This is a genomic window from Pantoea sp. ABR1s, assembly GCF_057812235.1.
This window is the reverse complement of the sequence record NZ_JBSZSY010000001.1, coordinates 122,930-147,098: the sequence shown is the minus strand read 5'-3', so window position 1 is coordinate 147,098 and position 24,169 is coordinate 122,930. Positions and strand designations below refer to the sequence as shown.

The window sequence follows — 24,169 nt, the reverse complement described above, 5'->3', positions numbered from 1 at the left end:
ACGTTCCATGAACCATCAAGAAATGGTCAAGCCAGAACAATTTATCTCGTCGGCAGCGTTATCCCGATCAGCAGACCGCCGTCGGCGGGCAGTGTGGCGTGAAGCGACCCGCCGTGCGCCTCGACAATCGCTTTGGCAATCGACAGTCCCAGACCGCTGCCGCCGGAGTGGCGGGCGCGTGAGGAGTCAGCGCGGGTAAAGCGGTCAAACAATTGCGGCAGGAAGTCCGGCTCCACACCCTGACCATAATCGCGGAAGGTCATTATGATCGCCTGATCGTTCTGGCTGGCCGTGATCAGCAACGCGCCACCGTCGGCAGCGTAGCGCATTGCATTCTCACAGATGATGGTCACTACCTGGCCCAGCCGGAAGGTATCGGCATACAGCCGCAGATCGTTGGGTGATGTCACGCTGATGGCAATCCCCGCCTGTTCTGCCTGCGGCAGAAGCCAGCCGGAGCGCTCGCGCAGTAACTCGCTGAGATTAAACCACTCGCGGTTCAGGGTAAGCTGCCCGGCATCCGCCAGCGACAAGAGATGCAGTTCGTCTGTCAGGCGACTGAGCTGCGTCAGTTGCTTCATGATCATTGCCAGCTGTTGCGGTTCGGCAGGAAAGACGCCATCCAGAATCCCCTGCAGGCGGCCCATCGCCGCCGTAAGTGGCGAGCGAAGCTCATGCGCCATCGCCACATGCGAGGTGCGCAGCTCACGCTCGTAACGCGCCAGCTGCTGCGTCATCTGATTAAAATCTTCAGTAAAACGTACCAGCTCCTGTGGGGCTTCTTTTACGATTACCGCCGATCGGCCAAATTCGCCTTTTGAAACCGCTCGCGCCGCGGTAGCCAGCTGGCTGAACTGCGCCGACAGCGGACGGGCGAAACGCAGCGCCATCAGCACCATAAACGGAATCGTTACCACGACCAGCACGATCACGGTAAGCCAGTCCGACGAGGCCAGCGACGGATCGGAGAAGTTGATGCCCCACCACTGGTCCATAATCTGATGAAAGCGCACAGGATCGCTGGCAGGGTGGTGGCGCAACCGGGTGAACTCATCCAGCAGCGCGGGCGGCATCCGGTAATAGACCCAGTACGCTTGCACTGCGAAGCGCAGCCACATACAGATGGCAATGAGCACCACGCTGCCAATCGCCAGAAACAGCACCCGGATGCAGATCCAGCGCCACAGTGAGGTATGCGTATCGTTCTTCATGGCTGTCTGAACCGGTAACCGACGCTGCGCACTGCCGGTAAGACATCAGAGATGCCCGCGGCTTCCAGTTTGCGACGCAGGTTATAGACGTGGGTATCGACCACCCGCTCAAGCGCATCGCTTTCCGGCAGACAGTGCTCCAGCAGAAACAGGCGGGTAAACGGACGCGTCGGAGCGCGCATCAGGGTGACCAGCAGGGAAAATTCGGTCGGTGTCAGATCGAGGCGGCGCGGTGAAGCACTGTCACTATCGACCACTGCGGTGAGTGCCACCGGGTCCACCACTAAACCCGCCCAGCGCAGGGTTTCTGCAGCGGGTACCTGACTCTGCTGGCTACGGCGCAGTACTGCCTGAACGCGCGCCACCACTTCGCCCGGATGATAGGGTTTGACCACGTAGTCATCCGCGCCATAGCGCAGTGCGCCGATGCGGTCCGGCGCATCACCCATCGCGGTTACCATGATCACCGGGGTATCGTCACGACGTCGCAGCGCTGCCAGCACTTCAGTGCCGTTCATGCCGGGCAGCATGATATCCAGCAGGATCAGATCGGGCTGCCAGCGTCTGGCGGCATCCAGCCCGCCTGGCCCATCACCGGCAATCATGACCTCATAATTTTCACGTTTCAGGTAGGCCTCAAGTACGCCCGCCGCATCAGCATCATCTTCAATAATCAGTACACGTTTTGACTGCATTTTCGGATCACCTTGACTGTTTCTTCATAAATCCCTGGTCGTTAATTGACACTCGCCTCGCATACTCCGGCCATTGACGCGGCTCTGAACCCCTCAGCTCCGCACCTGATGTGATAATGAGGAAACGTGATGATAACCGGAAAAATAACGCTGCACATGGTCTGTTTTTCGCTGGGATTCAGTGCCGCGACTGCCATGGCTGATGAGACTACGCCGCCGCCAAGCGTCACGCTGGGCATTGCAGGTATCAATGCACCACGCTATAGCGGCGCCGATAAGCAGCACTGGCAGCTGATGCCGGTGATCCAGGCACGCGACGGGGCCTTCTTTTTAGACTCACAGAAAGGCATTGGCTATGACCTGCAGGCAGATAATGGACTGTATCTGGAACATACGCTGGGCTACGGGCTGGGCCGTTCTGACCAGAATTCATCCTGGCGAGATGGGGATGACCGGCTCAGAGGCATGGGGAACATCGACGCAACGATGAACACCGCGCTGGCGCTGGGATGGTCGGTAACGCCGTGGCTGGTGCTGGAGGGCAAAGCGACGCTGCCATTAAGTGATAGTCAGGGTGTGCAGTACCGGACTTCCGTAACCCTGATCCCCTGGCAGACCAGTGACGATACCGTGGCACTGCAGGTGGTGGGACTGTTTGGCGACGGGCGTTATATGAATACCTGGTATGGCGTTAACAGCAAGCAAAGTGCGCGCAGTGGTTTTGAACGCTATGACGCCGCGGGTGGATTTTATGGCACCGACGCCAGCCTGACTTGGAGCCATCAGTTCACACCCGCCTGGGCGGCCAGTGTGATCGGTGACTACAGCTGGCTGGATAAGCATGCTTCAGATAGCCCCATCGTTGCACGGCACAACGGCGCATCGGCCACCCTGGCATTGAGCTACACCTTCTGAATGGCACCATGAAGAAAAGTGAGATGCGCAGCCACCGTCTTTTGCTTGCGGCACTGATTCTGTTGTATGTAGTGGTCTATACCCTGACAGGCGTGGCGCTTAGCCTGTTGGATGCGCCGGGACGGGGATAGGGAGAGGGCTAAATGTATGTCGGTAGCATTACAGCGCTGATCCTGACGCTCAACACGCGTGTCTGTGTCTGGGCATGATGACCGCCCGGTGTTAACGCGATTGTTGCGGTATAAACAGCGTGATCGGGCTGGTTATGCCGTAACTTAATTAGAAAATTAACTTTTCGTAAAGCGGTTCAGACATTAATGGTCAGCGTAAGAAATTTCGGGTGCATCCGGATGTTTTAATTATCGCTATATAAATTAATCAAGGTGGTTAATTTAGATTGCGTCGTAATCCATCTTGCTAATAAATTTTTTAAAAGAGCATTGGTGTAGTTAATCTATATAGATTGGGCAAGATTTAAATATTATAAATTAAAATCTGATCTATTAAGATAGCCTCTTCGCTGTGGTAGCAGCGCATGGAATTTACAGGGGCTGAACTGATGAAAAATAAAAATAGTGCTACACCTCATGATGCTACTTTTCGACAGTTTCTTACGCATCCGGATGTTGCCAGAGATTTTATGCAGATCCACCTTCCGGAGAAATTGCTTAAAATCTGCGATCTCACCACACTGAAGCTTGAGTCCGGATCATTTGTTGAAGACGATTTGCGTCAATACTTCAGTGACGTTTTGTATAGTCTCAGAACCTCAACCGGTGACGGATATATTCATGTTCTGATAGAACACCAATCCACCCCTGACAGGCATATGGCATTCCGCCTGATACGTTATGCGGTAGCTGCTATGCAGCGCCACCTTGAAGCTGGCCATAAAAAGCTGCCTTTAGTCATACCTGTGCTGTTCTATACCGGTAAGCGCACTCCCTATCCGTGGTCGACCCGCTGGTTCGACGAATTTGATGATCCGGTAGTGGCGGAAAGTCTTTATAGAGGCGCCTTCCCGCTGGTGGACATTACGGTCATCCCTGATGACGAGATCATGACTCATCGCAGTATGGCCGCCCTGACGCTTTTGCAGAAACATATTCATCAACGCGACATTGCAAGCCTGACTGACCATCTGGTCACGCTACTCATGGCCGATTATCTTTCTTCACCCCAGGTGATGACGCTGATACACTATTTACTGCAGGCTGGTGAGTCAGTTGACTACGAAGCTTTCGTTCGCGAACTGGCACAGCGGGTGCCACAACACGGAGACGCACTGATGACCATCGCACAGCAGCTTGAACAAAAAGGGATCGAAAAAGGGCGCGCAGAAGGTATCGAGCTTGGTGAGCGCCGTGGTATTGAGAAAGGTCGCAGTGAAGGTCGTACTGAAGGACAGCGTGAAGCTACCCTGAAAATTGCGCGCACTATGCTACAAAACGGCCTTGATCGTAAAACTGTCATAGAAATGACCGGCCTGACGTCAGACGATTTGGCGCAAATACGACACTAATATAAACAAGAGTAAACCCGGTCATGACCGGGTTATCGTTTTGAATACTGCACCAGATAAATCATCATAATTATCAGAAAGGTGTAACCTGCATACGTCCTGAACTACAAGTCATTATTTGTCTGGCTGACGCTGCAGGAAATTCCAGGTTGCGCCCAACATGCCGGAGTCGTTGCCGTAGGTCGCGGTATCAATGCGGATATCAAGATCATATTTTGCCAGCTGCTCTGCCAGTTCCTCGAGGAACGGCTCCCGCTCGGTAATTCCACCACCGATAAATATCATCTGCGGATCGAACACGCTGAAGAGGTTATATAAGCAGGCTGCAAGATCCTGGTAGAATTTATTCACCACCTGCTGCGCGGCTTCTTCTTTGCGATCGTATGCGTCAAAGACATCTTTACCCGTGACGTCGTCGGAAGATTTTTCGATGAGCTGGCTGTAATTCTCCCGAAGCGCCGTCATGGTACAGCTCTGGCTCATTGTGTGGCGTTCAATATTGCTGCTGGTGGGGCGCGAAGTCAGCAGGCAACCAAACTCGCCCGCGCGATTACGACCGCCCCGGATCAGCGCGCCGTTGCAGAAGGCCGCTCCGCCTAATCCTGTGCCGATAGTTAGCATCAGGAAATCACTGAGCTTTTTTGCTTTGCCCAGCCACTGTTCAGCCAGTAAGGCGCAATGGGCGTCATTTTCGACCGTGGCAGGCAGTGAGGTTTTTTCCGTCAGCCACTGGCTCAGATGAAACTGGTCGAAGTCCCGAATGGTGCCGCCCATGGCGATATATCCGGCTTCTGCATCAATATAACCGGGCGTGCTGACGGCGATGCCAGCACAGCCGGGATTTATCTCCAGCCAGGCCAGGATCTCATCAAGTATTTTGTCGCGTGAATTATGGGAAATATCAGCACTCTCACTGGTCAGAATATTTCCCTGCTCATCAATCACGCCCATTTTTAAAGAGGTACCACCAATATCGAAAGCTGCAATCTTCATTAACGTTCTCTGAGGTTGTTTTCATCCGATTAATTGTAGTGCTGAAAGAAAAAGGGCAGGAGGTCTGGCGGAGGCAATTTTGTCAGGAAAGGTACAGATTTATAAAGCGAGTGTTGTACAGAGGGTGTTTTGATAAACCCCGGCACACAGGGAACAGCTGTGCATGATTTTTCAGGACGTTCGATGTATTACCCGCGCTGAGAGGGTGTCTGGCAGCGCGGGCTTAATCGTCACTCTGCAGTCATTGCCACTTACGCAACAGGAGACTGGCATTGACGCCGCCAAAACCAAAACCGTTCGACATGGCATAAGTCAGCGCCGTGGGACGTGCATTGAGCGCCACCAGGTCCAGATTGCCTGCGGCTTCATCGGGATGATGGAGGTTCAGCGTCGGCGGAATAAGCTGCTGTCGCAGCGCCATCAGGGTGAATATCGCCTCAACGCCGCCTGCCGCACCCAGCAGATGGCCGGTGGCGGATTTAGTTGAGGCGATCGCGACCTGCGAATCATCGCCAAACACTGCGCGAATAGCCGCCAGCTCACCGTGATCGCCAACCTGAGTTGAGGTTGCGTGTGCGTTGATATGCTGGACGTCTTCCGGGCTGATGCCCGCCTGACGCAGGGCGGTTCTCATCGCCCGCGCAGCCCCGCTGCCATCCTCCGGACCCGCGGTTAAGTGGTATGCATCGGCGCTGGTGCCATAGCCGACAATCTCCGCCAGCGGCGTCGCACCGCGTGCTTCGGCATGAGCCAGCGACTCAATCACCAGCAGGCCTGCACCTTCGGCCATCACAAAGCCGTTTCTGTCACGATCAAACGGACGTGAGGCATGGTGCGGCTGATCTTCATAGCCCACACATAGCGCACGTGCAGCCGCGAAACAGCCCAGCGTGACGCGATCCAGCGCCGCTTCTGTGCCGCCACAGATAGCAATGTCCGCTTCACCGCTTCTTATTAACCTTGCGGCGTCACCAATCGCCTGAACTCCCGCCGCACAGGCGGTAACGGGCGCACCCAGCGGGCCGGTGAAGCCGTGTTTGATCGAGACATGACCCGCGGCCATGTTGGCCAGAAACGAAGGTGCTGTAAAGGGTGAGAGCCTGCGCGGGCCGCGTGCATCGGTGGTGCGCACCGCGTCGGCAATGGCACCAAAGCCGCCGACGCCTGAAGCAATAATCGTCGCGGTACGTTCACGCGTCGCCTCATCTTCAGGATGCCAGGCCGCCTGATTCAGCGCTTCTTCTGCTGCCAGTAGCGCGAATTCTATAAAGCGCGACATCTTTTTACGCTCTTTCGGCGCAATGAACGCCTCGGGGTCGTAACCTGCCAGCGGATCTTCATCGATGCCCGGCACGCTGCCACCTACTGAAATACCGGTGCCAGCAGTAAGCGTATCGGGAAGGGTACGTATACCTGATTCTCCTGCCGTTAATCGCCGCCAGACGGTTTCAACGCCACAACCCAGTGGCGAGACGATGCCCGCGCCGGTAATGACAATGCGTTGTGATGAGGCTAAGTGACTCATAATTTTGCTCCCGTAGAGAGTCCGGATAGTGATTGAATTGCTACCGCAGACAATGGATACACGCCTTGAGCGCGGAAGGTGAGACCCTGCGTAGAATAGTGCGATGGACGAACGCAGGGATGGAATAGAGCAGAGAGAGATAAGCTTAGCAGCATCAGAATCCTGAGCGATAACCAGACAGAGTGCTATCGTTGCTCTTGTGACTAAATAAGTCAATAGTCACATCATGCGCATTGTTCAGGGCGCAAGGCTACGTAACACCAGCGCTGCCAGTTGTGCAGAGGCTTCTTCAGCGTCATCAAGGCTGTACTGCAGCAGTACCGGACTGGCGTAGGGTTTGATCACCCGATAGATTGCCTCCGCCGCTTCGTCAGCCGGGGTTTTACGCTCAAACTCACCTGCTTCACGCCCCCGGCGCAGGATCTGCTGAATCAGGCTGAGCAGTCGTTCTTCATGCGCCATCGCCGACGGCCAGCGGTCACGCGACGCGACGGCAGCAATATCATAGAGTTTACGTTCGTGAAAAAAGAGTTCAGTGCCGGTGACGGAAAGCGTGCGGAACAGTCGCCGCAGTTGTTCCGATGCTCCAGGCGCATCGGCGATAGCGACTTCGACGTGCTGCATAATCATCGCAAGCCGGGTGGAGCAAATCACTTCGCCAATCGCCTGTTTTGATTCAAAAAATTTGTAGATATACGCTTTGGAAAAGCCGATAGCACGGGCGAGATCGGAGACGGTGGTTTTTTCGTAACCATAATGCGCGAAGTGCTGCATGGCAGCATCGACAATCTGGTCACGCACATTGTGCCCGGCCGGGCCGCGTGTGCCATTTTCCGTTACGGATTGAGTCATTGTCAGAACCTGGCAGATCAAAGGTGGGTGAAAAAATTCAGTGACCACTGTTAAGGGTGGTCACATTTTAGGCCCTGTTGCGATCAAAAGCCATATTTTGAACGGGCTGAATGTATGCTGGTGTTGCTGAGTGCCACCAGCCGGTTATTGGCGCAGCGTATCTATAGAGATATTCCAGTGATTGAGCTTGTTATAGAGCGCCGTGCGAGAAATGCCCAGCAGCTTAGCGGACTGCCGCAGATTACCCCCCTGCGCGCGAAGGGTCTGCAGGATGCAGGCTCGTTCATTATCCTGCAACAGGCTGCTGGCCGCTGGTCTGTTTTCGGCTGCGCGCGTCACCATCGCTGGCGGCAAATCGGCAAGGTCGATGATGCTGCTCTGGCAAAGATTAACGATCCGCTCGACCAGATTTTCCAGCTCGCGCACGTTGCCGGGCCAGTGCCATGCCTGCAGGGCGTTCATTGCTTCAATGCTCACCTGCGGAGGCGTTTTATTCAGCCGCTGACACAGGGCGTGAATGAAGGTATTCACCAGATCAGGAATGTCGCTCTGGCGTTCACGCAGGGCAGGGATGGTCAGGGAGATAACATTGAGGCGATAGAACAGGTCACGGCGGAAAGCACCCTGTTCCACTGCACTGAGCAGATCGCAATGGGTTGCCGCCACGATGCGGACATCCACTTTCAGCGGATGCGCCGCTCCGATGCGCAGCACCTCACTCTCCTGCAGCACGCGTAGCAGGCTGGTCTGTGCCTCCAGTGGCATTTCGCCAATCTCATCCAGAAACAGCGTGCCACCGTCGGCCAGCTCAAATTTACCTGCCGAACCGCCGCGCCGTGAGCCGGTGAACGCGCCATCGACGTAGCCGAATAGCTCACTCTGCACCAGGTCACGCGGCAGTGCGCCGCAGTTAACCGCGACAAAGGACTCATGCGCCCGGCTGCTGGCATTGTGGATCGCCTGAGCAAACAGCTCTTTACCGGTTCCGCTTTCACCGGTCAGCAGAACGGTACTGTCACTGCGACTGCTGGCGCGGGCATCCTGAAGAGCCTTCTGCAGCGTGGGTGCCTGACCACGAATCATCTCAAAGGTATAGCTGGCGCTGACGCCGAGCACACGACGGGTAATGGCACGGATGCGCTGATTTTCCCGCAGCGACAGGATGCGACCGCCGTCCGGTGCCGGCATCAGCGAGACCAGGCATGAAACACTGGGTCTGCCATCGGGGCGGAACACCATCTCGCGGTCATTACAGCAGGGCAGTGTGAGCAATGAACCGGACTGGGGCTGCAGCACCTGATCGATCAGGGCGTTGTCGGTATCAATACCGGCAAAGATCTGACGAGCGTAGCGGTTCAGGGTTTTGATGCGCCCGTCGCGGTCGCAGACCACAACGCCCTCATTCAGGGTCTCCAGTATCGACTGCTGCTCGGCCAGCAGACGGCGTAAGGTGAGTTGCTGGCCAATTGCCTCTGCGGCAGCCTGCACGGTGCCCAGCGTATGGGCACTGAAATTGTCAGGCGTGGCGGTCAGCGTCAGTACGCCGGTCATACGACCGCTGGCATCACGGATAGGAGCTGCGGCGCACTGCCGGTTACGTTCACGCAGCGCGATTTTCCAGTTTTCTCCGCTGAGTACATAGACCAGCCGCTGCTCGCGCAGGCAGCGCGCGGTGCAGTTGGTGCCGAGCACCTCCTCACGCAGGATGCTGCCGACCGGAGTCAGGTCGCTGCCGCAAAAACTCAGTACGATGCCTTGCGCATCTGTGAGATTGATATGACCATCGGGATTGTAAGCCAGCAGGTTCTCCATCACGCTATGCGCCACAGTAATCAGCTCACTGTTATGACGCAGAACGGCGGCCAGCTCCGTTGGATCGGAGGCACTGTACTCAAAAGATACCGGATCGATGCCATGTTCGCGCGAGCGGTTCCATGACTGCAAAATACTGCGGCGGATCCAGCGCGGCTGTTCACCCTGGCTAAATGCCTGCCAGCCCCGGGCAAACCGAGCTTCCCACTGTGCCGCATCACCGCCTTCCGGCAGGCTGAATATGGCATCGCTCTCTTCTTTATTAGGCAGCAAATCATGCAAAGATTGCATTTCACTCTCTCGTGGTCGATGGAATGTCCATTTTAATGACATGTTAAGTTGACATGTAAATTTTATTTTCAATTCTGATGTGCCATCTGCGAGCGCGTTCACATAAAAGCCCGCTTTAAAACTGGCATCCACTTTGCAACGCTGACACTAATTCTCACCTGTCAAAAACAATGGGAAAGTTAAGGTGTTATGCGTAAACATAATCTGAAGTTGTTGCTGTTCATCTGTTCCATCGCCTCATTGAGCGGGGTGATCCTCGGTTATGACGCCTCAGTGATTTCCGGCGTTATTGAGCCATTAACGGAACACCTTGCGCTAACGCCGTGGCAAAGTGGATGGGCTGTTTCAAATGTCATCCTCGGCTGTATCATCGGCGCTGGCTGTGTCGGCGCGATCTCAGATCGGATCGGGCGTAAACCTACACTGGTGATCACCGCGCTGTTGTTTGCCGTGTCTGCGGTGGGTTCTGCGCTGGCAGATTCCCTAACCGGTTTTGTGATTTACCGACTGGTGGGTGGCCTGGCGGTCGGGATGGCGTCGGCAATTACGCCGCTCTATATCGCAGAGGTCTCACCTAAGGACTGGCGAGGGCGCATGCTTGGGCTGCAGCAGATGCTGATGGTTGGCGGTCAGGTCACGGTCTATGTGGTGAACTACCTGATTGCACGCGGTATGCCCCATGCCTGGATAGTCAGTGAAGGCTGGCGCTGGATGCTGGCGTCGGGTGTGGTGCCTTGCCTGCTGTTTCTGGCACTGGTGCCCTTTATGCCGGAATCACCACGCTGGCTGGCGTTAAACGGCAAGCGTGAACACGCGCTGGCAGTGCTGACCCGGCTTTCGACGCCTGAACATGCGCGGCGTCTGCTGGCAGAAATCAGTGCGCCGGACGCGGATTCTGTTACCCGTCAGCAGGGAACCCGTCTGCTCCGCGACGCCAGAATGCGTTACATCCTGCTGATCGGCTGCGCGATTGCGATTCTGCAGCAGGTTTCGGGCATCAACATCCTGCTGTATTACGCACCGTCGCTGCTGCAGAACATCTCACCGGATACACAGACCTCCCTCTATCACAGCATTTTCCTCGGACTGGCGCTGCTGGTCGGAGTAGCGTTTTGTCTGAACGCAGTGGATCGCTGGGGACGGACGCGTCTGCTGCGCTGGGGAGCGCTGGGTTGCGCTGTCAGCCTGGTGATTACCGCCTGGGCCTTTATAGCGCAGATCGGTGGCCTGCTGCCGGTTGTGGGCCTGGTGGCGTTCGTACTGATTTTTGGTATGTCATGGAGTCTGGGTGCCTGGCTACTGATCTCTGAAATATTTCCCAACCGGATTCGTGCCGTCGCGATGGGCTACGCCTTTTCTTCGATGTATCTCGCCAATTTCATCGTTACTCAGACTTTCCCGATGATGAACCGTAGCCGTTTGCTGATGGATCACTTCCATGGTGCTTTTCCACTGATGCTCTGCGCCGCTGGCTGCCTGGTGGCCTTCTGGTTTGTAAAACGTTTTCTGCCTGAAACCCGAGGCATCTCACTGGAGCACATCGAGCCGCTGATGCTTTCAAAATCCCGTCGTTTTGCCGCCAAAGCGCAGGCGACATCCGGACACCCTATTCAGCCTGACTGGGCTGACAACAAAAAACAGGAGCAGTTATGAACCTTAAAACAGTACGAGTGGGATTGATCGGTGCTGGCCGCATGGGCAGTTTTCATGCAGAAAATCTGGCGCTGCGGGTGCCTGGGGCACGGCTGACAGCGGTCGCCGACCTGCAACCCGGCGCAGCGCAGAAACTGGCAGACCGGCTGGGGGTGGAGAAAGCCTATACCGATATCCAGGCGTTACTCAATGACAGCGAAATCGATGCCGTTGCTATTGCTACGCCGGCTCGCACTCACGCCGAACTGGTGATCGCTGCAGCCCGGGCTGGCAAGCACGTGTTCTGCGAAAAACCGATGGCGGTAACGCTGGATGAGGCAGATCGGGCTATTGCCTCCGCACAGGATGCGGGCGTTGTGTTGCAGGTCGGCTTCAATCGTCGATTCAATGCAGGCTTCGCCGCAGCTATTGAAGCTGTCAGAGCAGGCACCAATGGCACCACCCAGCTAAGCCGTTCGGTGACACGCGACCCTGGCCTGCGCGATCCGGCCCCGATCCCGCAGTGGACCATCTTCCTTGAAACCTTAATCCATGACTTCGACACCCTGCTGCACTTCAATCCGGGTTCCCGGCCGGTTGAGGTCTATGCGCTGGCTGATGCGCTGGTTCGTCCCGATTTTAAAGATAAGGGATTACTTGATACCGCGGTGGTGACCATCCGCTTTGATAACGGTGCCATTGCCACTGCGGAAGCCAACTTCCAGGCAGTTTACGGTTATGACGTTCGCGGTGAGGTGTTTGGCAGTAAAGGTATGCTGCAGGCGGGCAACATCAATCAGGACAACTGTGTGCGCTATCACGCCGAGGGTATTGCCATCGCAACGTCTCGAATGGATACCGATCTGCTGCGTGAGGCCTATGTTGCTGAAATGGCAGAATTCGCCCGCGCGATTCTGCACGGTGACACGCCGCGCGCTACTGGCACTGATGCGCGTAACGCGCTGGAAATTGCGCTGGCCTGTATTGAATCGGTGCAGCAACGCAAACCCATTCTGTTGGGAGAACGCTAATGGCCGGTTATCAGCTTTCAGTCTGTGCGGAGATGGTGTTTCTCGAACTGCCTTTTATCGCGCGTGTTGAGCGGATTCATGCGCTGGGATTTGGCGTGGAGATCTGGAACTGGGCCAACAAAGATATCGACGCGCTGGTGGCGACAGGTGCGCGTTTTACCTCCATGACCGGCTACCTCAACGGTAACCTGACTGATGATGATGAGATTGCAGAGTTGCTGCATAGCGCAGAAACCTCACTGGCGATTGCAGATCGTCTGAACTGCCCGAGCCTGAATCTGCATGGCACCGGGCTGGATGCTCACGGCCAGGCGGTTCGTCCGGTTGAGGTGGTTACCGGTGAGATGTGGCTTAAAGCGGCCGACACCCTGCGGCGTGTCGCTGCGCTCGGCGAGCAGGCCGGGCGGGTATTTACTCTCGAAAACCTGAATCTGGCAGTTGATCATCCGGGTACGCCATTCGCACGGGCTGCCGATACGCTGGCGCTGGTCGAAGCGGTCAACAGCCCGGCACTGAAGATGAATCTGGACCTCTATCACGCCCAGATTGGAGAGGGCAACCTGATAGAGCTGATACGACGCTGCGGCCCCGCTGTCGGTGAAATCCAGGTGGCTGATGTGCCGGGGCGCATGCAGCCTGGCACCGGGGAAATTAACTATCGCGCCATTGCCCGTGCGCTGGAGCAGGTCGGCTATTGCGGCGTCGTTGCGCTGGAGGGCTGGGCCGAAGGCGACAGCGAAACAGCCCTGGCACAGTTCCGCGATCACTTTACGTTGTGAGCTCTGCCGCCGGGTATTTGCCTGTTGCCCGGCGGTTCTATCAATAATAAACCCTACAGGATTACGCGATGAAAACCAAAATGTTAGCACTGCTGCTCAGCCTGATGATCAGCGTTACCGCCTGGGCTAAAACACCTAAAATTGGTGTCGCACTGGCTAATTTCGATCTTAACTTCGTATCGATTCTGCGGACGCAGATGGTGGATGAGATAAAAGCGCTGAAAATGGATGGGCAGTTCGTCGATGCCAAAGGGGATGTAGCTCTTCAGGTACAGCAGGTTGAAGACTTTATCAATCAGGGCGTGGATGCCATTATTCTCAACCCGGTCGATACACAGGGCGTACTGCCGATGGTGAAAGCGGCAGAAGCGGCGGGCATTCCGCTGGTGTTTGTTAACCGTAAACCGGAAGTGAAATTACCGTCCAGTATGGCCTATGTCGGTTCTGACTCTGCCCTGGGGGGTGAGATGCAGATGGAAGCGCTGGCAAAACAGATGAACTATCGGGGCAATGTCGCCATTTTAATGGGCGCATTATCAAATGAAGAAGCGCGGGAACGGACGCGTGCCGTTGAAGCGGTGATCGCTAAATATAAGCAGATGGCGGTAATCGAAAAACAGACTGCACGCTGGCAGCGTAATGAAGCGGTAGACGTAGTTTCGGGCTGGCTGCTTAATCAGCGACCGATCGATGCAATCGCCGCCAATAATGATGAAATGGCTATCGGGGCGATTATGGCGCTGAATCAGGCGAAAAACAGCCACATTCTGGTTGCAGGGATCGATGGCACTGAATCGCCACGGGTTTAACAGACACCTCAGAGTCATTTAAGATGGCTTAAAGAGAGGTGTCCATGAGCGGTAAGCGTTATCCCGAAGAGTTTAAAATTGAAGCAGTCAAACAGGTTGTTGATCGCGGTTATTCTGTTGCCAGCGTTGCAACACGTCTCGATATCACCACCCACAGCCTTTACGCCTGGATAAAGAAGTACGGTCCAGATTCTTCCACTAATAAAGAAGAGTCAGATGCTCAGGCCGAGATCCGCCGTCTCCAGAAAGAGCTGAAGCGGGTTACCGACGAACGGGACATATTAAAAAAAGCCGCGGCGTACTTCGCAAAGCTGTCCGACTGAGGTACGCCTTTATCCGTGACAACATCTGTTGCTGGCCTGTTCGCCTGCTCTGTCGGGTGCTGGATGTTCATCCCAGTGGTTTTTACGCCTGGCTTCAGCAGCCGCATTCACAACGCCATCAGGCAGACCTAAGACTGACAGGACAGATTAAACAGTTCTGGCTGGAATCGGGATGCGTCTATGGTTATCGCAAAATCCATTTGGATCTGCGGGACAGCGGGCAACAGTGCGGAGTGAACAGAGTCTGGCGACTGATGAAACGTGTCGGGATAAAGGCTCAGGTCGGATACCGGAGCCCGCGGGCACGTAAAGGCGAGGCCAGTATCGTGTCGCCCAACAGGCTCCAGCGACAGTTCAATCCGGATGCTCCGGATGAGCGTTGGGTAACGGACATAACCTACATCAGGACCCACGAAGGCTGGCTGTATCTTGCTGTGGTTGTTGATCTGTTCTCACGCAAAATTATCGGCTGGTCCATGCAATCCCGGATGACAAAGGACATTGTCCTGAACGCACTGCTGATGGCTGTATGGCGGCGTAATCCCCAAAAACAGGTGTTGGTTCATTCGGATCAGGGCAGTCAGTACACAAGCCATGAGTGGCAGTCGTTCCTGAAATCACACGGCCTGGAGGGCAGCATGAGCCGTCGCGGTAACTGCCATGATAATGCGGTTGCAGAAAGCTTTTTCCAGTTGTTGAAACGCGAACGGATAAAGAAAAAGATCTACGGAACGCGGGAAGAAGCCCGCAGCGATATTTTTGATTACATCGAAATGTTTTATAACAGTAAGCGTCGGCATGGTTCTAGCGATCAGATGCCACCGACAGAATATGAAAACCAGTATTATCAACGGCTCGGAAGTGTCTAGATTATCCGTGGCGATTCACACGCCTGATGGTCAGCAGTTCGTCAAAAATGGAAAGATGACGCTGACTATTTTCCAGGATGCGAAAGGGCAGGCGACAGGCGCTGTGAAAGTCGTGAAAGCGTTACTGGATAAACAGAAAGTCGAATCACTGAACTGGATCCCCTATAAAACCATTACTCAAAGTAATTATGCGGAGTTTGCTGCCGCTAATCAGCCATAAAAATCGCCGCTAACCTTATGATTCTTTGTCGTTTCTTAAATAATTAACCAGCTGCCGGGCAGGGACGCACTCTGCCCGGCCCGTTCTGCTGGCTAATCTGTAAAAATTTCCTTAATCGCCTGATTAACGCGTCTGTAGTGCTTCTTCATATAAGCTGAATTATACTGTCGATAAATGAGCGGAAATTCAGTGATTTCTTAATGATTTACATAATCGATGATCAGGTTTCTTACAATTCTGATGACTGCACGCTTAGCCACATTCCTACTCAGGAGTCGCTGAGCCTCAGTATTTCTTCAGGTCGGCTTTTTGAGCAGTTACTGAATTCCGGGGGAGAAATACTGGCGCGTGAAACGTTGCTGACCGAGGTCTGGGATAAATATGGCCTGCGTGGATCGAATAGTAATCTGAATCAATATCTGAGTATTGTGCGCAGGGCACTCGCGGCTTATGGCTGTGAAAATCTGATTATCACCATCCCGAAAATTGGTATACGCCTGAATACCGATATTAAAATTGAACGTCAATCAGCCCCGGTCATGGGGGTGACGGAAGTTTTAACTGATGACATATCGGAAGGAAGTATAACTGAAGGGTCTGCTGAAAACGTTGTCCTGCCTGCCACTCCGCCCGGTAATCAGCTGCCAGCTACGTCCGTTAACGTCACCCGGCGATATTGGTTTGCTTCTGTTGCTCTGATATTGCTGGGCATGGTGCTCTGGTATTTCACGGTATCGCGTCCTGACGAGCAAATTATTCCAATGAGTTCAATAAAACTTGAAGGTGGCTGCGAAGCAGTATTATTGCAGGGTCTGGATGAGGTTGAACGACAGGCATTGGGTAAGCAAATAGTGCAAATTCTAAGGGAAAATAATCAAACCTGCGATGCGGGTCACCGGATTATTTTTGATAAAAACACCTCTTTTACTACTAAGAATTTCGGAAGAACGATTCTTTCATCGTGTAAAATTAATAGCGATGGTCATATCATCTCATGCGACAATTTTTATTATCTTGACTGGAGAATGGGATGAAGCGGAGCATTGGTATTAATATTATCTTCATGCTGGCTGCGCTATTAATGGTGACTTTTGCAGGGGTTTATTACTTAACACATCAGGCCAAAGATTTTCCTTTTCGATGCTCAGCGTTTAGCCGTTACGATCTCAGTCGTAATGATGATAAACGAATTGAGTTCGCTGTTGCCCAGGATTTACGTTTTGAAAAAAAGGATTCAGGCTATCTGTTGCTGAATGGGCAGGCAACGAGCAATGACGGTGTTACTATTCTTAACAGAAGGGTTGCATTAATCAATGGCGCTAAAATTTCCGATGATACTTACCGGTATCAGATCAGCAAAGTTGTCACTTCGAATACTGATACTACCCCTGATGTCATCTTTAATAAGTTGTTAGCAGAGATCACGCTGGATCCAACGCATCTGCAGTTGGATGTCGATAAGATTGATAAAAATACCTATATTATCGGTGGGCCGATCTCCTATCTCTTTACCTGCCAGCGTTACTGAGCTCTGTAAACGGCTAATTTAGCGGTGTTCATAATGCATGAAACCGGGAAGGATTTATCCTGCCCGGTTTTTCTTTTAACGTTATGTCGTCAGGCTTTGCTGAGGAAAAGTATCAGGGCCAGCTCTGGAAACTCTTCAGGATATTATTAAACAGCTGAATTTCTTCATCGGTCAGGGGGGCAGCCTTTGACAAAGAGAAAATTAATACATCCTCCAGGTTTAAGGTGAAAATCGCCTGTTTTTGATAAAGCCGGATATTATCCGGGCGCAGAAAATCATAAGTAATCATGATGCCTGTGCTCAGATTATCGCCCAACACCACGGGTTGATTTTCTTGCTGTTGCCAGTCTTTCATTTGTCTCTGCAGAATAGCGAGCTGGCTGCTGATATATTCTTCTGGATTATTGTGATTGGCCAGTTTATCACGAGAAATAGTGACGGGTGGCATCGCTGAACGGGGATCCGCCAGCGTGTTCAGGGTTCGCTCGCAGTAGCCTTCCGGTAAAGTAATCATACCTTCGCTAAACCGGCAAATATTTTTATCCATGTGTAATCTCCATTTCTTTAGTTTTTTCTGTCTGGCCAAATAACTGCTCTGCGGTAACTTCACTGAGCGTACCGTTATTTAACAGGACGATTTTATCTGCACTTCTTATGGTTTCCGGGCGATGTGCAATCATGATTCGGGTAATTTTCATTTGCTTTATTGCATTGTTGATCTGCGCTTCGTTATAGATATCCAGATGACTGGTTGCTTCGTCCAGTACCAGTATTTTTGGTTCGCGGTAGAGGGCGCGAGCTAGCAGAATACGCTGCAGCTGCCCGCCAGAGAGAAACGATCCCATATCACCGACAAGGCTTTGATAGTTCATCGGCATTTTCATGATATCGCCGTGAATTTGCGCCAGGCGTGCTACACGGGTAATTTTTGCGTGGTCAGGATTATTATCAAAGAAGCTAATATTTTCACTGATCGAGCCTGAGAACAGGATGTCATCCTGCATAACACAGCCGATGCGGTTACGATGGTGTTCAAGTCCTGTCTGGGTAATGTCCATTCCGCCCACGGTGATTGTTCCACCTTCCGGGTGCAGCAGACCCAGAATGATTTTGGCCATGGTGGTCTTTCCCTGACCTGAAGGGCCGACAATCGCAACGCTTTCGCCAGCCTTAATTTCCAGACTGGCACCATTTACTACCCAGGGTTCGGTAGGTGCATAGCGGAAGCGGATATCCGTTAGTTTGATATCCTGCGGCGTTTCTGTCTCATCATGCGTATCTTTACTCACCAGTACCGGACTGGCTTCTGAGCTGACTTCAGTTTCTGACAACACGATATCGGCCAGTCGTTCACCATGCATACGCAGCATTCTGAAGTCGATTACGGCGTTGATCAGACCTGCACCGCGGCTCATAAACTGATCTGAGAAGCTAATAAAGGCGGTAAGCATACCTGCAGAGAAGTTGCCATCCAGTACTTGCAGCGCAGCCAGCCAGACCAGTACGACCCTGCCTACAGAAGTGAGCAAGCCCTGGGCGGAACCAAACAAAATGTTAAGCTTCTGAATCACAATGCCTTTGTTGGTCGTATCCACCAGGAAATTCATGTAGGCGGAGAGACGAGGCACCTGCTTGTTATTGGTTTTTACCGCCTGGATACCGCGAAGCGTTTCCAGTAATGAAGATTGCGTGCGGGCTGAACTGATGATTTGCTCTTCGTTGGCGCGGCGAACAGGATCATAAGCCATGAAGCGTAACAGTGCATAGGCGACAAAAAGGCCAATTACCAGCCAGGCAAGCTTAGCGTTATAGATAAACAGCATCACTACTGTCACGATCGACATTACCCCATCCAGCACAGTACTAATGAAGCGGCTGGTCAGCGTACTTTGGATGGTGTTCAGCGAGCCATAGCGGGACAGAATGTCACCAACGTGACGGGATTCGAACCATTCAAGTGGCAGCTTTAACATATGGTGACAGACATTGACCGTCCACTGCACGCTGAGCTGGCTTGAGAACCAGCTCATCACCCATGAGCGCAGCGCTGTAATCATGGTCTGAAACAACGCAATCATGATAAAGCCGATCCCGAGCAAGGAGAGTAGTGAGTAATCTGCGGAGACCAGCACCATATCCATCACCCATTGCATAAAGAAGGGGGAGAGTACGCCGAAAAGCTCCAGAGCGATGGACAGGATAAGCACCTGGGCAAAGGCAGATTTCACCCCTGTCACACTGCCCACCAGCTTCATCATCGAGATGCTTTCTTTTTCTTTTTTGACCTCAAAAGTGGAGGAGGGAACCAGCTCCAGTGCAACGCCGGTGAACGCCGGTGATGCTTCTTTAAATGTCAGTTCCCGAATGCCGCGTGCAGGATCGTGAAGCGTGATCTTATTGCCGCGCACTTTTTTTAGCACAACGAAATGGTTCAATTCCCAGTGCAGAATGCAGGGCATGCGTAATTTAGACAGCTCTTCCATATCAACGCGTAACGCACGGGAACTCATATTGAGTTGTTGTGCCATGGCAATGACATCACTAAGGGTTGCACCCTTAAGCGACGTTGCGAACCTGCGACGCAGGGTGATCATGTCGATTTCATGACCGTGATAATTGGCAATCATCCCCAGACAAGCAAGACCACATTCCGTCGCCTGTGACTGACGAATCATCGGCAGGCGGTTAAACCATTTAAAATTGAGTTTCTCTAATAACAACACAGAACAGACCTTTTAATCAGAGAGAGATTTTGTGTCCAAGCGCAAAAATTGGCTCCAGCACCCATTCATAAAGACGACGTTTGTCGACGATAAAATCGGCATCCAGCGCCATACCCGGCTTGAGTTTTTCATTCTGCGCATAAGCAGTAATTGATTGTTTGTCCAGGGAGACCAGCACGCGGTACTGCTGTTCCTGAATATTATTTTTGCCGGTTAACGTAGTGACTTCCTGAGGAGACAGAGCGGTGCGTGAAACCTCGATAACTTTTCCATACTGTTGACCAAACTTTTGATAAGGAAACGCTTTGTAGCGCAGCACCACCCGCTGTCCCGGTTGGATAAAACCAATGGACTGCGTGTTTACCATGATGCGGGCGACAAGTTCAGTATTGCTTGGCAAAACTGCTATGGCTGACTGACCGGCGGTGAGCATCTGTCCATTTTTGACCATAATCATGCCGACATATCCGCTTTTAGGCGCACGTAATTCAAACGAGCGGCGCGCTTCATTTTCAGCCATCGACTGCCGGTTATCAGCCAGTTGGCGCTCGATATCGTTACGCTTTTTCTCGTCATCCAGCGGTTTTTCATGCAGCTGTTGCTCGGTCTGAACAATTTTTTGCGAGATGTCCAACAGCTGACGTTGATATTCCTGGTAGCGCGCCTGGCTATCGAGCAGATTAGACTCCTGCTCTTCCATCTGACGGCTTGAGGCATACCCTTCGTTGTGCATGGCTTCCAGCTTGTCCAACTGCATTTTCGCCAGGGAAACCTGTTTCCGACGGTGTGTCAGTTGCAGCTTCAGCTGCTCCTGTTGCAGTTTCAGGCTGGCAATAGTGTCGGTCAGGCCCTTCATTTCAACCTGATGAAGCTTTTCAAGCGTCACCAGATCCTGCTGAAGCCTTTCACGCTGGCCTTTCAGATTCTCGGCAATAACCTGACGAGTCTGACCTAACTGTGTTGAAACCTCTGATGACAACACCATCAGCACATCGTCTTTTTCTACATGCTGGCCCTCTTTTATTGGAATATCGACCACCGTGGCGCTTACGGGGGGCGGAATGATCAGCATGCCATTTTTAGGCAGAAGTTCTCCGGTAGAGGATTCATATTTTGTATAACTGCCAAATATAAAAAACAGCGCTGTCGCGGCAGTGATCAGCACTACAACGGAAATAACTAACCAGCGATAAGGTGGGCAATAGAGTGCCACAATGCCCAGGTTTCCACGGTTGGCTGCATCAAGTGCCTCCTGACGGAATAGTGACTGTTCCATTTATATAATCATCATGAGTAAGGGATTAACGGCACTGAAAAAAATTCAGCATGTCGATTGATAGTGATCCGGTACTTTGTGCCAGATTAATGAGGGCGTTCAGGTAATTGAAGCGAGCTTCAGCCTGATCTTTAAGTGCGCTAAAATATTTTTGCTGAGCATCAAGCTCATCATTTACCGTACGGAAACCCATTTCCCGGCCATATTGAACAGACACCACTTTTTCGCGTGAAGACTCGACGGCATTTTTCTGCGCGTTGATTAACGCTTTTCCATTCGTAAGACTAAGCCATGCTGAACGTGTATCTGTAGCCGCTTTGCGTTGTGCTTCCATGGTGGAATATTTCGCTGCCTGACGGCGATAGGCTGCTTCATAAGATTGTGAAATCTGGCTGCCACCCGCGAATAATGGAATAGAAACGTTAACGCCATACTGCAGATTATTACTTTTAGAGTTAGTGCCAAAAATAGCATCATAAAGTAAATTGTCGTCGTTATCGTTACGGCTCCAGTTTTTGCCATATCTGGCGTAAAGTGATACGACAGGCATATGTGCGCCATCTGCAGCCAATACATCAGCATCGGCCTGATCATTCTGAAACAGGGCAATTTTGATTTCAGTGTTACGTTGCTGGCTGGCATTAATCGCATCAGTTAAAGAAGCGTAGGGCGAAGCGTTAAGGCACTGAAAGTTTACCGGCTCGACAGTGTCCGGGCTGACACCCGATAAGCGACGAAATGCTTCTCCAGCCAGCAATAACTGACTACTCGCCTCTATTTCTTTGGCCTGAGCAAGAGCGTAATTGGCCTTAGCTTCATCCAGCTCTGTACGGGTGTTTTGTCCATTCAGAATACCGGCCTGCAGTTTTTGCTGCTGTTGTTTGAAGTTGTGACTGGCAGCTTTCTCAGCCTGTAAAACTTCCTGCTGATAGAGCACCGAAAAGTAGGCATTACTGATCGCATTTAATAACTTTTCTTCAGCTTTTTTTGACTGGGCTTCAGCGGTATTGGCAATAGCAACGCCTTTACGCCAGCCAGCATATTTACTCATATCAAACAGGGGTTGTCTGACACTGAGATCGTAACTGTGATTTGTTACACCACTTTGATATTTTTTATCCGGCTGTTCCTGACGATCCCAGTTTCCTTCGAGCGTCAATGTGGGCAACATTCCGGCCATACCCTGCCAGTATTTTTGCTGATCGGCTTCACTGGTCATCTGGCTGGATTGCAATGCAGAGTCATAGGTTAATGCGGCTCGGGCAGCCTGCTGTAAGCTGGTCGCATAAGATCCAAATGGCACGCAGGACAGTACAATAAATGCAATTTTAAAATTATAAAATTTCATGATGCTCGCTGTTTCTTAAAAATTAAGCCCGAAATTAAATGAGTTGCTGGGCAAAGACATATTTAATCAAATCAGTATTAGACTGCAGCTGAAGTTTACGCATGGCGTTATATTTCTGCGTTGCAACCGTACTGATACTACGTTTACGTGCTTTAGCTATCTCCATTAAACTGTACCCGATAGCAAAAAGTCTGATTACTTCAACTTCTGCGGGTGATAAAAGAGTCTGTGCGGGCTCCTCTGAAGCAGAATGCGCCAGATCTTTCATCTTTTCTGAATAAAATATTTCAGAATTCGATGAGCAAACCCAGTGCAAAGCTTCTACCAGATCCCGTATATCATCACGTTTGCTCACTATTGCATTTACCGGGATTTGCAATATTCTTTTCAAAATGGCCGGGCTATTCTGTGCCGTAAAGATCATGATTTTAAGGTTAGCATTATGGTTGTAAATTTCTTCTAGCTTTCTAACGCCGTTCAAATCATTACGTTCAAAATTAAAGCAAAAATCAGTAATTAATATATCAGGAGGATCGCTATTCAGTTTTACAAAAAGATTTTCTGCTTCTACCGGGTATGCTGCAATGTCCAGGTTGTGAAATCCGGTTGAGAGTATTTTTTGTATTGAATAAAAAATAAAAGGACTCTCATCAGAGACACCAACTTTAAACCTCCTTCCTTTTAATGGCCTATCCACTGATAAAATCCTTTCTCAGTTTATAAAGTCTGGTAAAGGGCTCCGAAGAGCCCATATGGTTACTGATAACTAATGGTATAGGTAGCAACTGCGTTAGCACTACCAGGGGTTATTGTGGCAGCAGTCTGGTAATAACGTGCATATAAGGGCACTGTTATCAATGCTGACGACAGTGGATAAGCTGCAACTCTGTATGGTGCTGCCAGTGCAACAGGTTGCTGACTTTCATTCAGAATCTGAACACCCACTCCGCTGGCAGTTGAGGTCGAGTTCAGAGAAACTACGCCGACATCCGATAGCCCATAAGCCGCATCCCCATCCAACTGCATCATAACGTCAAAGGTACCTGAAAGAAGTGCCTCACAGTTAAGCTGAAGATTAAAAGCGGTAGATGGGCTGGTTTGTCCAATACCGGAACCCAACCCACTGCTGGTATTCGCTGTGTAACTCCCTAATGACACCTTCGGGTTAACATCACCTGCTGCTGAGCAGGTTTGATCCCTCACAGTGATGCCGCTTTTAATATATCTGATATAAAGTTTCAGGTCATTTCCTGGTACCAATGAGCCTACATCAAATACGTTGACATAGTCCGGAAGCAAATTGGGGCCAGCCATCGAGTTTGACGTCCGCACAATCTGAAAAGGCACATTCAATGTGACATCAGTATAAGCACCGACTGTACCGCCACTGGTTAACGCGTAAGTAGCGATCTTGTTGCCGGTAGGAATATTGGCAGCGTCGGTGGACATTTCACCACCGTAACCGGTATAAATGGTTAAGCCATAACCGAGTGCATCTTCAGCAATTGTTTTACGCTTTAAGTACACTTCTCCCGTTAAACCATCAAAAAACTGTTGCAGATTATCCAGGGCACATTTGAACGTGACTGTTAAATTGCCACTATGCACGACCGTGCCCACCGGAACAGCTGCCGAAATATTTATCCCCAGTGAGCGGAAATCTAATACCGCATCAGAAAGAGATTTTTTGCACGTCAGTGTGACATCATCTGCCGCGTTCGCATTAATTGGTGCTAGTATGACGAAACCAGATACCATAGTCATGATGCTGACTATTCTGGTCAGTGTCCTTCTTAAGTTAATAAACATCATAAT

At 51.8% G+C, this 24,169-nt stretch carries 21 protein-coding genes and 2 pseudogenes; 11 read left to right on the top strand and 12 right to left on the bottom strand.

Translation table 11 applies throughout. The features are described 5' to 3' along the window. Window positions 1-41: 41 nt before the first annotated feature. Window positions 42-1,211: a sensor histidine kinase gene (locus ACXKZD_RS19680; RefSeq protein WP_033770228.1), complete on the bottom strand. Its 1,170-nt coding sequence runs from the start codon at window positions 1,209-1,211 to the stop codon at window positions 42-44. After that, window positions 1,208-1,906, bottom strand: coding sequence for a response regulator (locus ACXKZD_RS19675; protein ID WP_010256840.1), 699 nt, complete (start codon window positions 1,904-1,906; stop codon window positions 1,208-1,210). Before ACXKZD_RS19675 ends, ACXKZD_RS19680 begins: the two co-directional genes overlap by 4 nt. A 129-nt stretch (window positions 1,907-2,035) precedes the next feature. Between ACXKZD_RS19675 and ACXKZD_RS19670 the strand changes: the two genes are divergently transcribed. From ACXKZD_RS19670 to ACXKZD_RS19660, 3 genes are all read left to right on the top strand, one after another. After that, window positions 2,036-2,821, top strand: a complete 786-nt coding sequence (locus ACXKZD_RS19670) for a MipA/OmpV family protein (RefSeq protein WP_488982101.1) — start codon at window positions 2,036-2,038, stop codon at window positions 2,819-2,821. 8 nt (window positions 2,822-2,829) lie between these two features. Continuing rightward, window positions 2,830-2,952 (top strand): hypothetical protein, encoded by a 123-nt coding sequence (locus tag ACXKZD_RS19665; protein ID WP_254920079.1) that lies wholly within the window; start codon window positions 2,830-2,832, stop codon window positions 2,950-2,952. Window positions 2,953-3,380: 428 nt separating this feature from the next. Further along, window positions 3,381-4,343, top strand: coding sequence for an Rpn family recombination-promoting nuclease/putative transposase (locus ACXKZD_RS19660; protein WP_050680281.1), 963 nt, complete (start codon window positions 3,381-3,383; stop codon window positions 4,341-4,343). Window positions 4,344-4,457: 114 nt separating this feature from the next. Here ACXKZD_RS19660 and ACXKZD_RS19655 read toward each other — a convergent pair whose 3' ends face one another. From ACXKZD_RS19655 to ACXKZD_RS19640, 4 genes are all read right to left on the bottom strand, one after another. Continuing rightward, window positions 4,458-5,336, bottom strand: a complete 879-nt coding sequence (locus ACXKZD_RS19655; RefSeq protein WP_050680282.1) for an ROK family protein — start codon at window positions 5,334-5,336, stop codon at window positions 4,458-4,460. 241 nt (window positions 5,337-5,577) lie between these two features. After that, complete coding sequence (gene fabF / locus ACXKZD_RS19650) at window positions 5,578-6,861, bottom strand: beta-ketoacyl-ACP synthase II (RefSeq protein WP_033759862.1); 1,284 nt, start codon at window positions 6,859-6,861, stop codon at window positions 5,578-5,580. Between the two features lie 237 nt (window positions 6,862-7,098). Further along, window positions 7,099-7,713 (bottom strand): TetR/AcrR family transcriptional regulator, encoded by a 615-nt coding sequence (locus tag ACXKZD_RS19645; protein ID WP_010671991.1) that lies wholly within the window; start codon window positions 7,711-7,713, stop codon window positions 7,099-7,101. Between the two features lie 144 nt (window positions 7,714-7,857). Beyond that, window positions 7,858-9,816: a sigma-54-dependent Fis family transcriptional regulator gene (locus ACXKZD_RS19640; protein ID WP_191917652.1), complete on the bottom strand. Its 1,959-nt coding sequence runs from the start codon at window positions 9,814-9,816 to the stop codon at window positions 7,858-7,860. Between the two features lie 189 nt (window positions 9,817-10,005). On the opposite strand from ACXKZD_RS19640, the gene ACXKZD_RS19635 reads away from it, so the two are divergent. The 8 genes and pseudogenes from ACXKZD_RS19635 (at window position 10,006) to ACXKZD_RS19600 (ending at window position 17,007) form a co-directional block, all read left to right on the top strand. Continuing rightward, window positions 10,006-11,469: a sugar porter family MFS transporter gene (locus ACXKZD_RS19635; protein WP_157354277.1), complete on the top strand. Its 1,464-nt coding sequence runs from the start codon at window positions 10,006-10,008 to the stop codon at window positions 11,467-11,469. Further along, window positions 11,466-12,479 (top strand): Gfo/Idh/MocA family oxidoreductase, encoded by a 1,014-nt coding sequence (locus ACXKZD_RS19630; RefSeq protein WP_427053383.1) that lies wholly within the window; start codon window positions 11,466-11,468, stop codon window positions 12,477-12,479. The genes ACXKZD_RS19635 and ACXKZD_RS19630 overlap by 4 nt, the downstream gene beginning before the upstream one ends. Continuing rightward, the gene (locus ACXKZD_RS19625; RefSeq protein WP_187508441.1) at window positions 12,479-13,258 is read left to right on the top strand and encodes a TIM barrel protein; all 780 of its coding nucleotides are present in this window, start codon (window positions 12,479-12,481) and stop codon (window positions 13,256-13,258) included. The genes ACXKZD_RS19630 and ACXKZD_RS19625 overlap by 1 nt, the downstream gene beginning before the upstream one ends. A gap of 68 nt (window positions 13,259-13,326) precedes the next feature. Then, window positions 13,327-14,049 (top strand): annotated as a pseudogene (locus ACXKZD_RS19620) (substrate-binding domain-containing protein); the annotation flags it as partial. 62 nt (window positions 14,050-14,111) lie between these two features. Then, window positions 14,112-15,259, top strand: a protein-coding gene (locus tag ACXKZD_RS19615; RefSeq protein ID WP_088234235.1) for an IS3 family transposase whose coding sequence is annotated in 2 segments (ribosomal slippage) — window positions 14,112-14,349 and window positions 14,349-15,259 — 1,149 coding nt in all. Because the reading frame shifts where the segments join, the coding sequence is not laid out codon by codon here. A 19-nt stretch (window positions 15,260-15,278) separates the two neighbouring features. Further along, a pseudogene (locus ACXKZD_RS19610) lies at window positions 15,279-15,479 on the top strand (rhizopine-binding protein); the annotation flags it as partial. A gap of 200 nt (window positions 15,480-15,679) precedes the next feature. Next, complete coding sequence (locus ACXKZD_RS19605; RefSeq protein ID WP_163800187.1) at window positions 15,680-16,513, top strand: winged helix-turn-helix domain-containing protein; 834 nt, start codon at window positions 15,680-15,682, stop codon at window positions 16,511-16,513. Then, window positions 16,510-17,007 (top strand): FidL-like protein, encoded by a 498-nt coding sequence (locus tag ACXKZD_RS19600; RefSeq protein WP_488982100.1) that lies wholly within the window; start codon window positions 16,510-16,512, stop codon window positions 17,005-17,007. The genes ACXKZD_RS19605 and ACXKZD_RS19600 overlap by 4 nt, the downstream gene beginning before the upstream one ends. Window positions 17,008-17,119: 112 nt before the next feature. Here ACXKZD_RS19600 and ACXKZD_RS19595 read toward each other — a convergent pair whose 3' ends face one another. The 6 genes from ACXKZD_RS19595 to ACXKZD_RS19570 are packed head-to-tail and all read right to left on the bottom strand — an operon-like array spanning window position 17,120 to window position 24,166. Further along, window positions 17,120-17,554: a DcrB-related protein gene (locus ACXKZD_RS19595; RefSeq protein ID WP_163800186.1), complete on the bottom strand. Its 435-nt coding sequence runs from the start codon at window positions 17,552-17,554 to the stop codon at window positions 17,120-17,122. Continuing rightward, window positions 17,547-19,730 carry a peptidase domain-containing ABC transporter gene (locus ACXKZD_RS19590; protein ID WP_033786428.1) on the bottom strand — a complete coding sequence of 728 codons (2,184 nt, stop codon included), beginning with the start codon at window positions 19,728-19,730 and terminating at the stop codon, window positions 17,547-17,549. Before ACXKZD_RS19590 ends, ACXKZD_RS19595 begins: the two co-directional genes overlap by 8 nt. A 16-nt stretch (window positions 19,731-19,746) precedes the next feature. After that, window positions 19,747-21,006 (bottom strand): HlyD family secretion protein, encoded by a 1,260-nt coding sequence (locus ACXKZD_RS19585; RefSeq protein WP_033759846.1) that lies wholly within the window; start codon window positions 21,004-21,006, stop codon window positions 19,747-19,749. 25 nt (window positions 21,007-21,031) lie between these two features. Next, a complete protein-coding gene (locus tag ACXKZD_RS19580) occupies window positions 21,032-22,354 on the bottom strand; it encodes a TolC family outer membrane protein (RefSeq protein ID WP_033759844.1) in 1,323 nt (440 codons plus the stop codon). A gap of 34 nt (window positions 22,355-22,388) precedes the next feature. Further along, on the bottom strand, window positions 22,389-23,051 hold the full coding sequence (locus tag ACXKZD_RS19575; protein ID WP_033759842.1) for a response regulator: 663 nt from the start codon (window positions 23,049-23,051) through the stop codon (window positions 22,389-22,391). Between the two features lie 59 nt (window positions 23,052-23,110). After that, on the bottom strand, window positions 23,111-24,166 hold the full coding sequence (locus tag ACXKZD_RS19570) for a fimbrial protein (protein WP_488982099.1): 1,056 nt from the start codon (window positions 24,164-24,166) through the stop codon (window positions 23,111-23,113). Window positions 24,167-24,169: the final 3 nt, after the last annotated feature.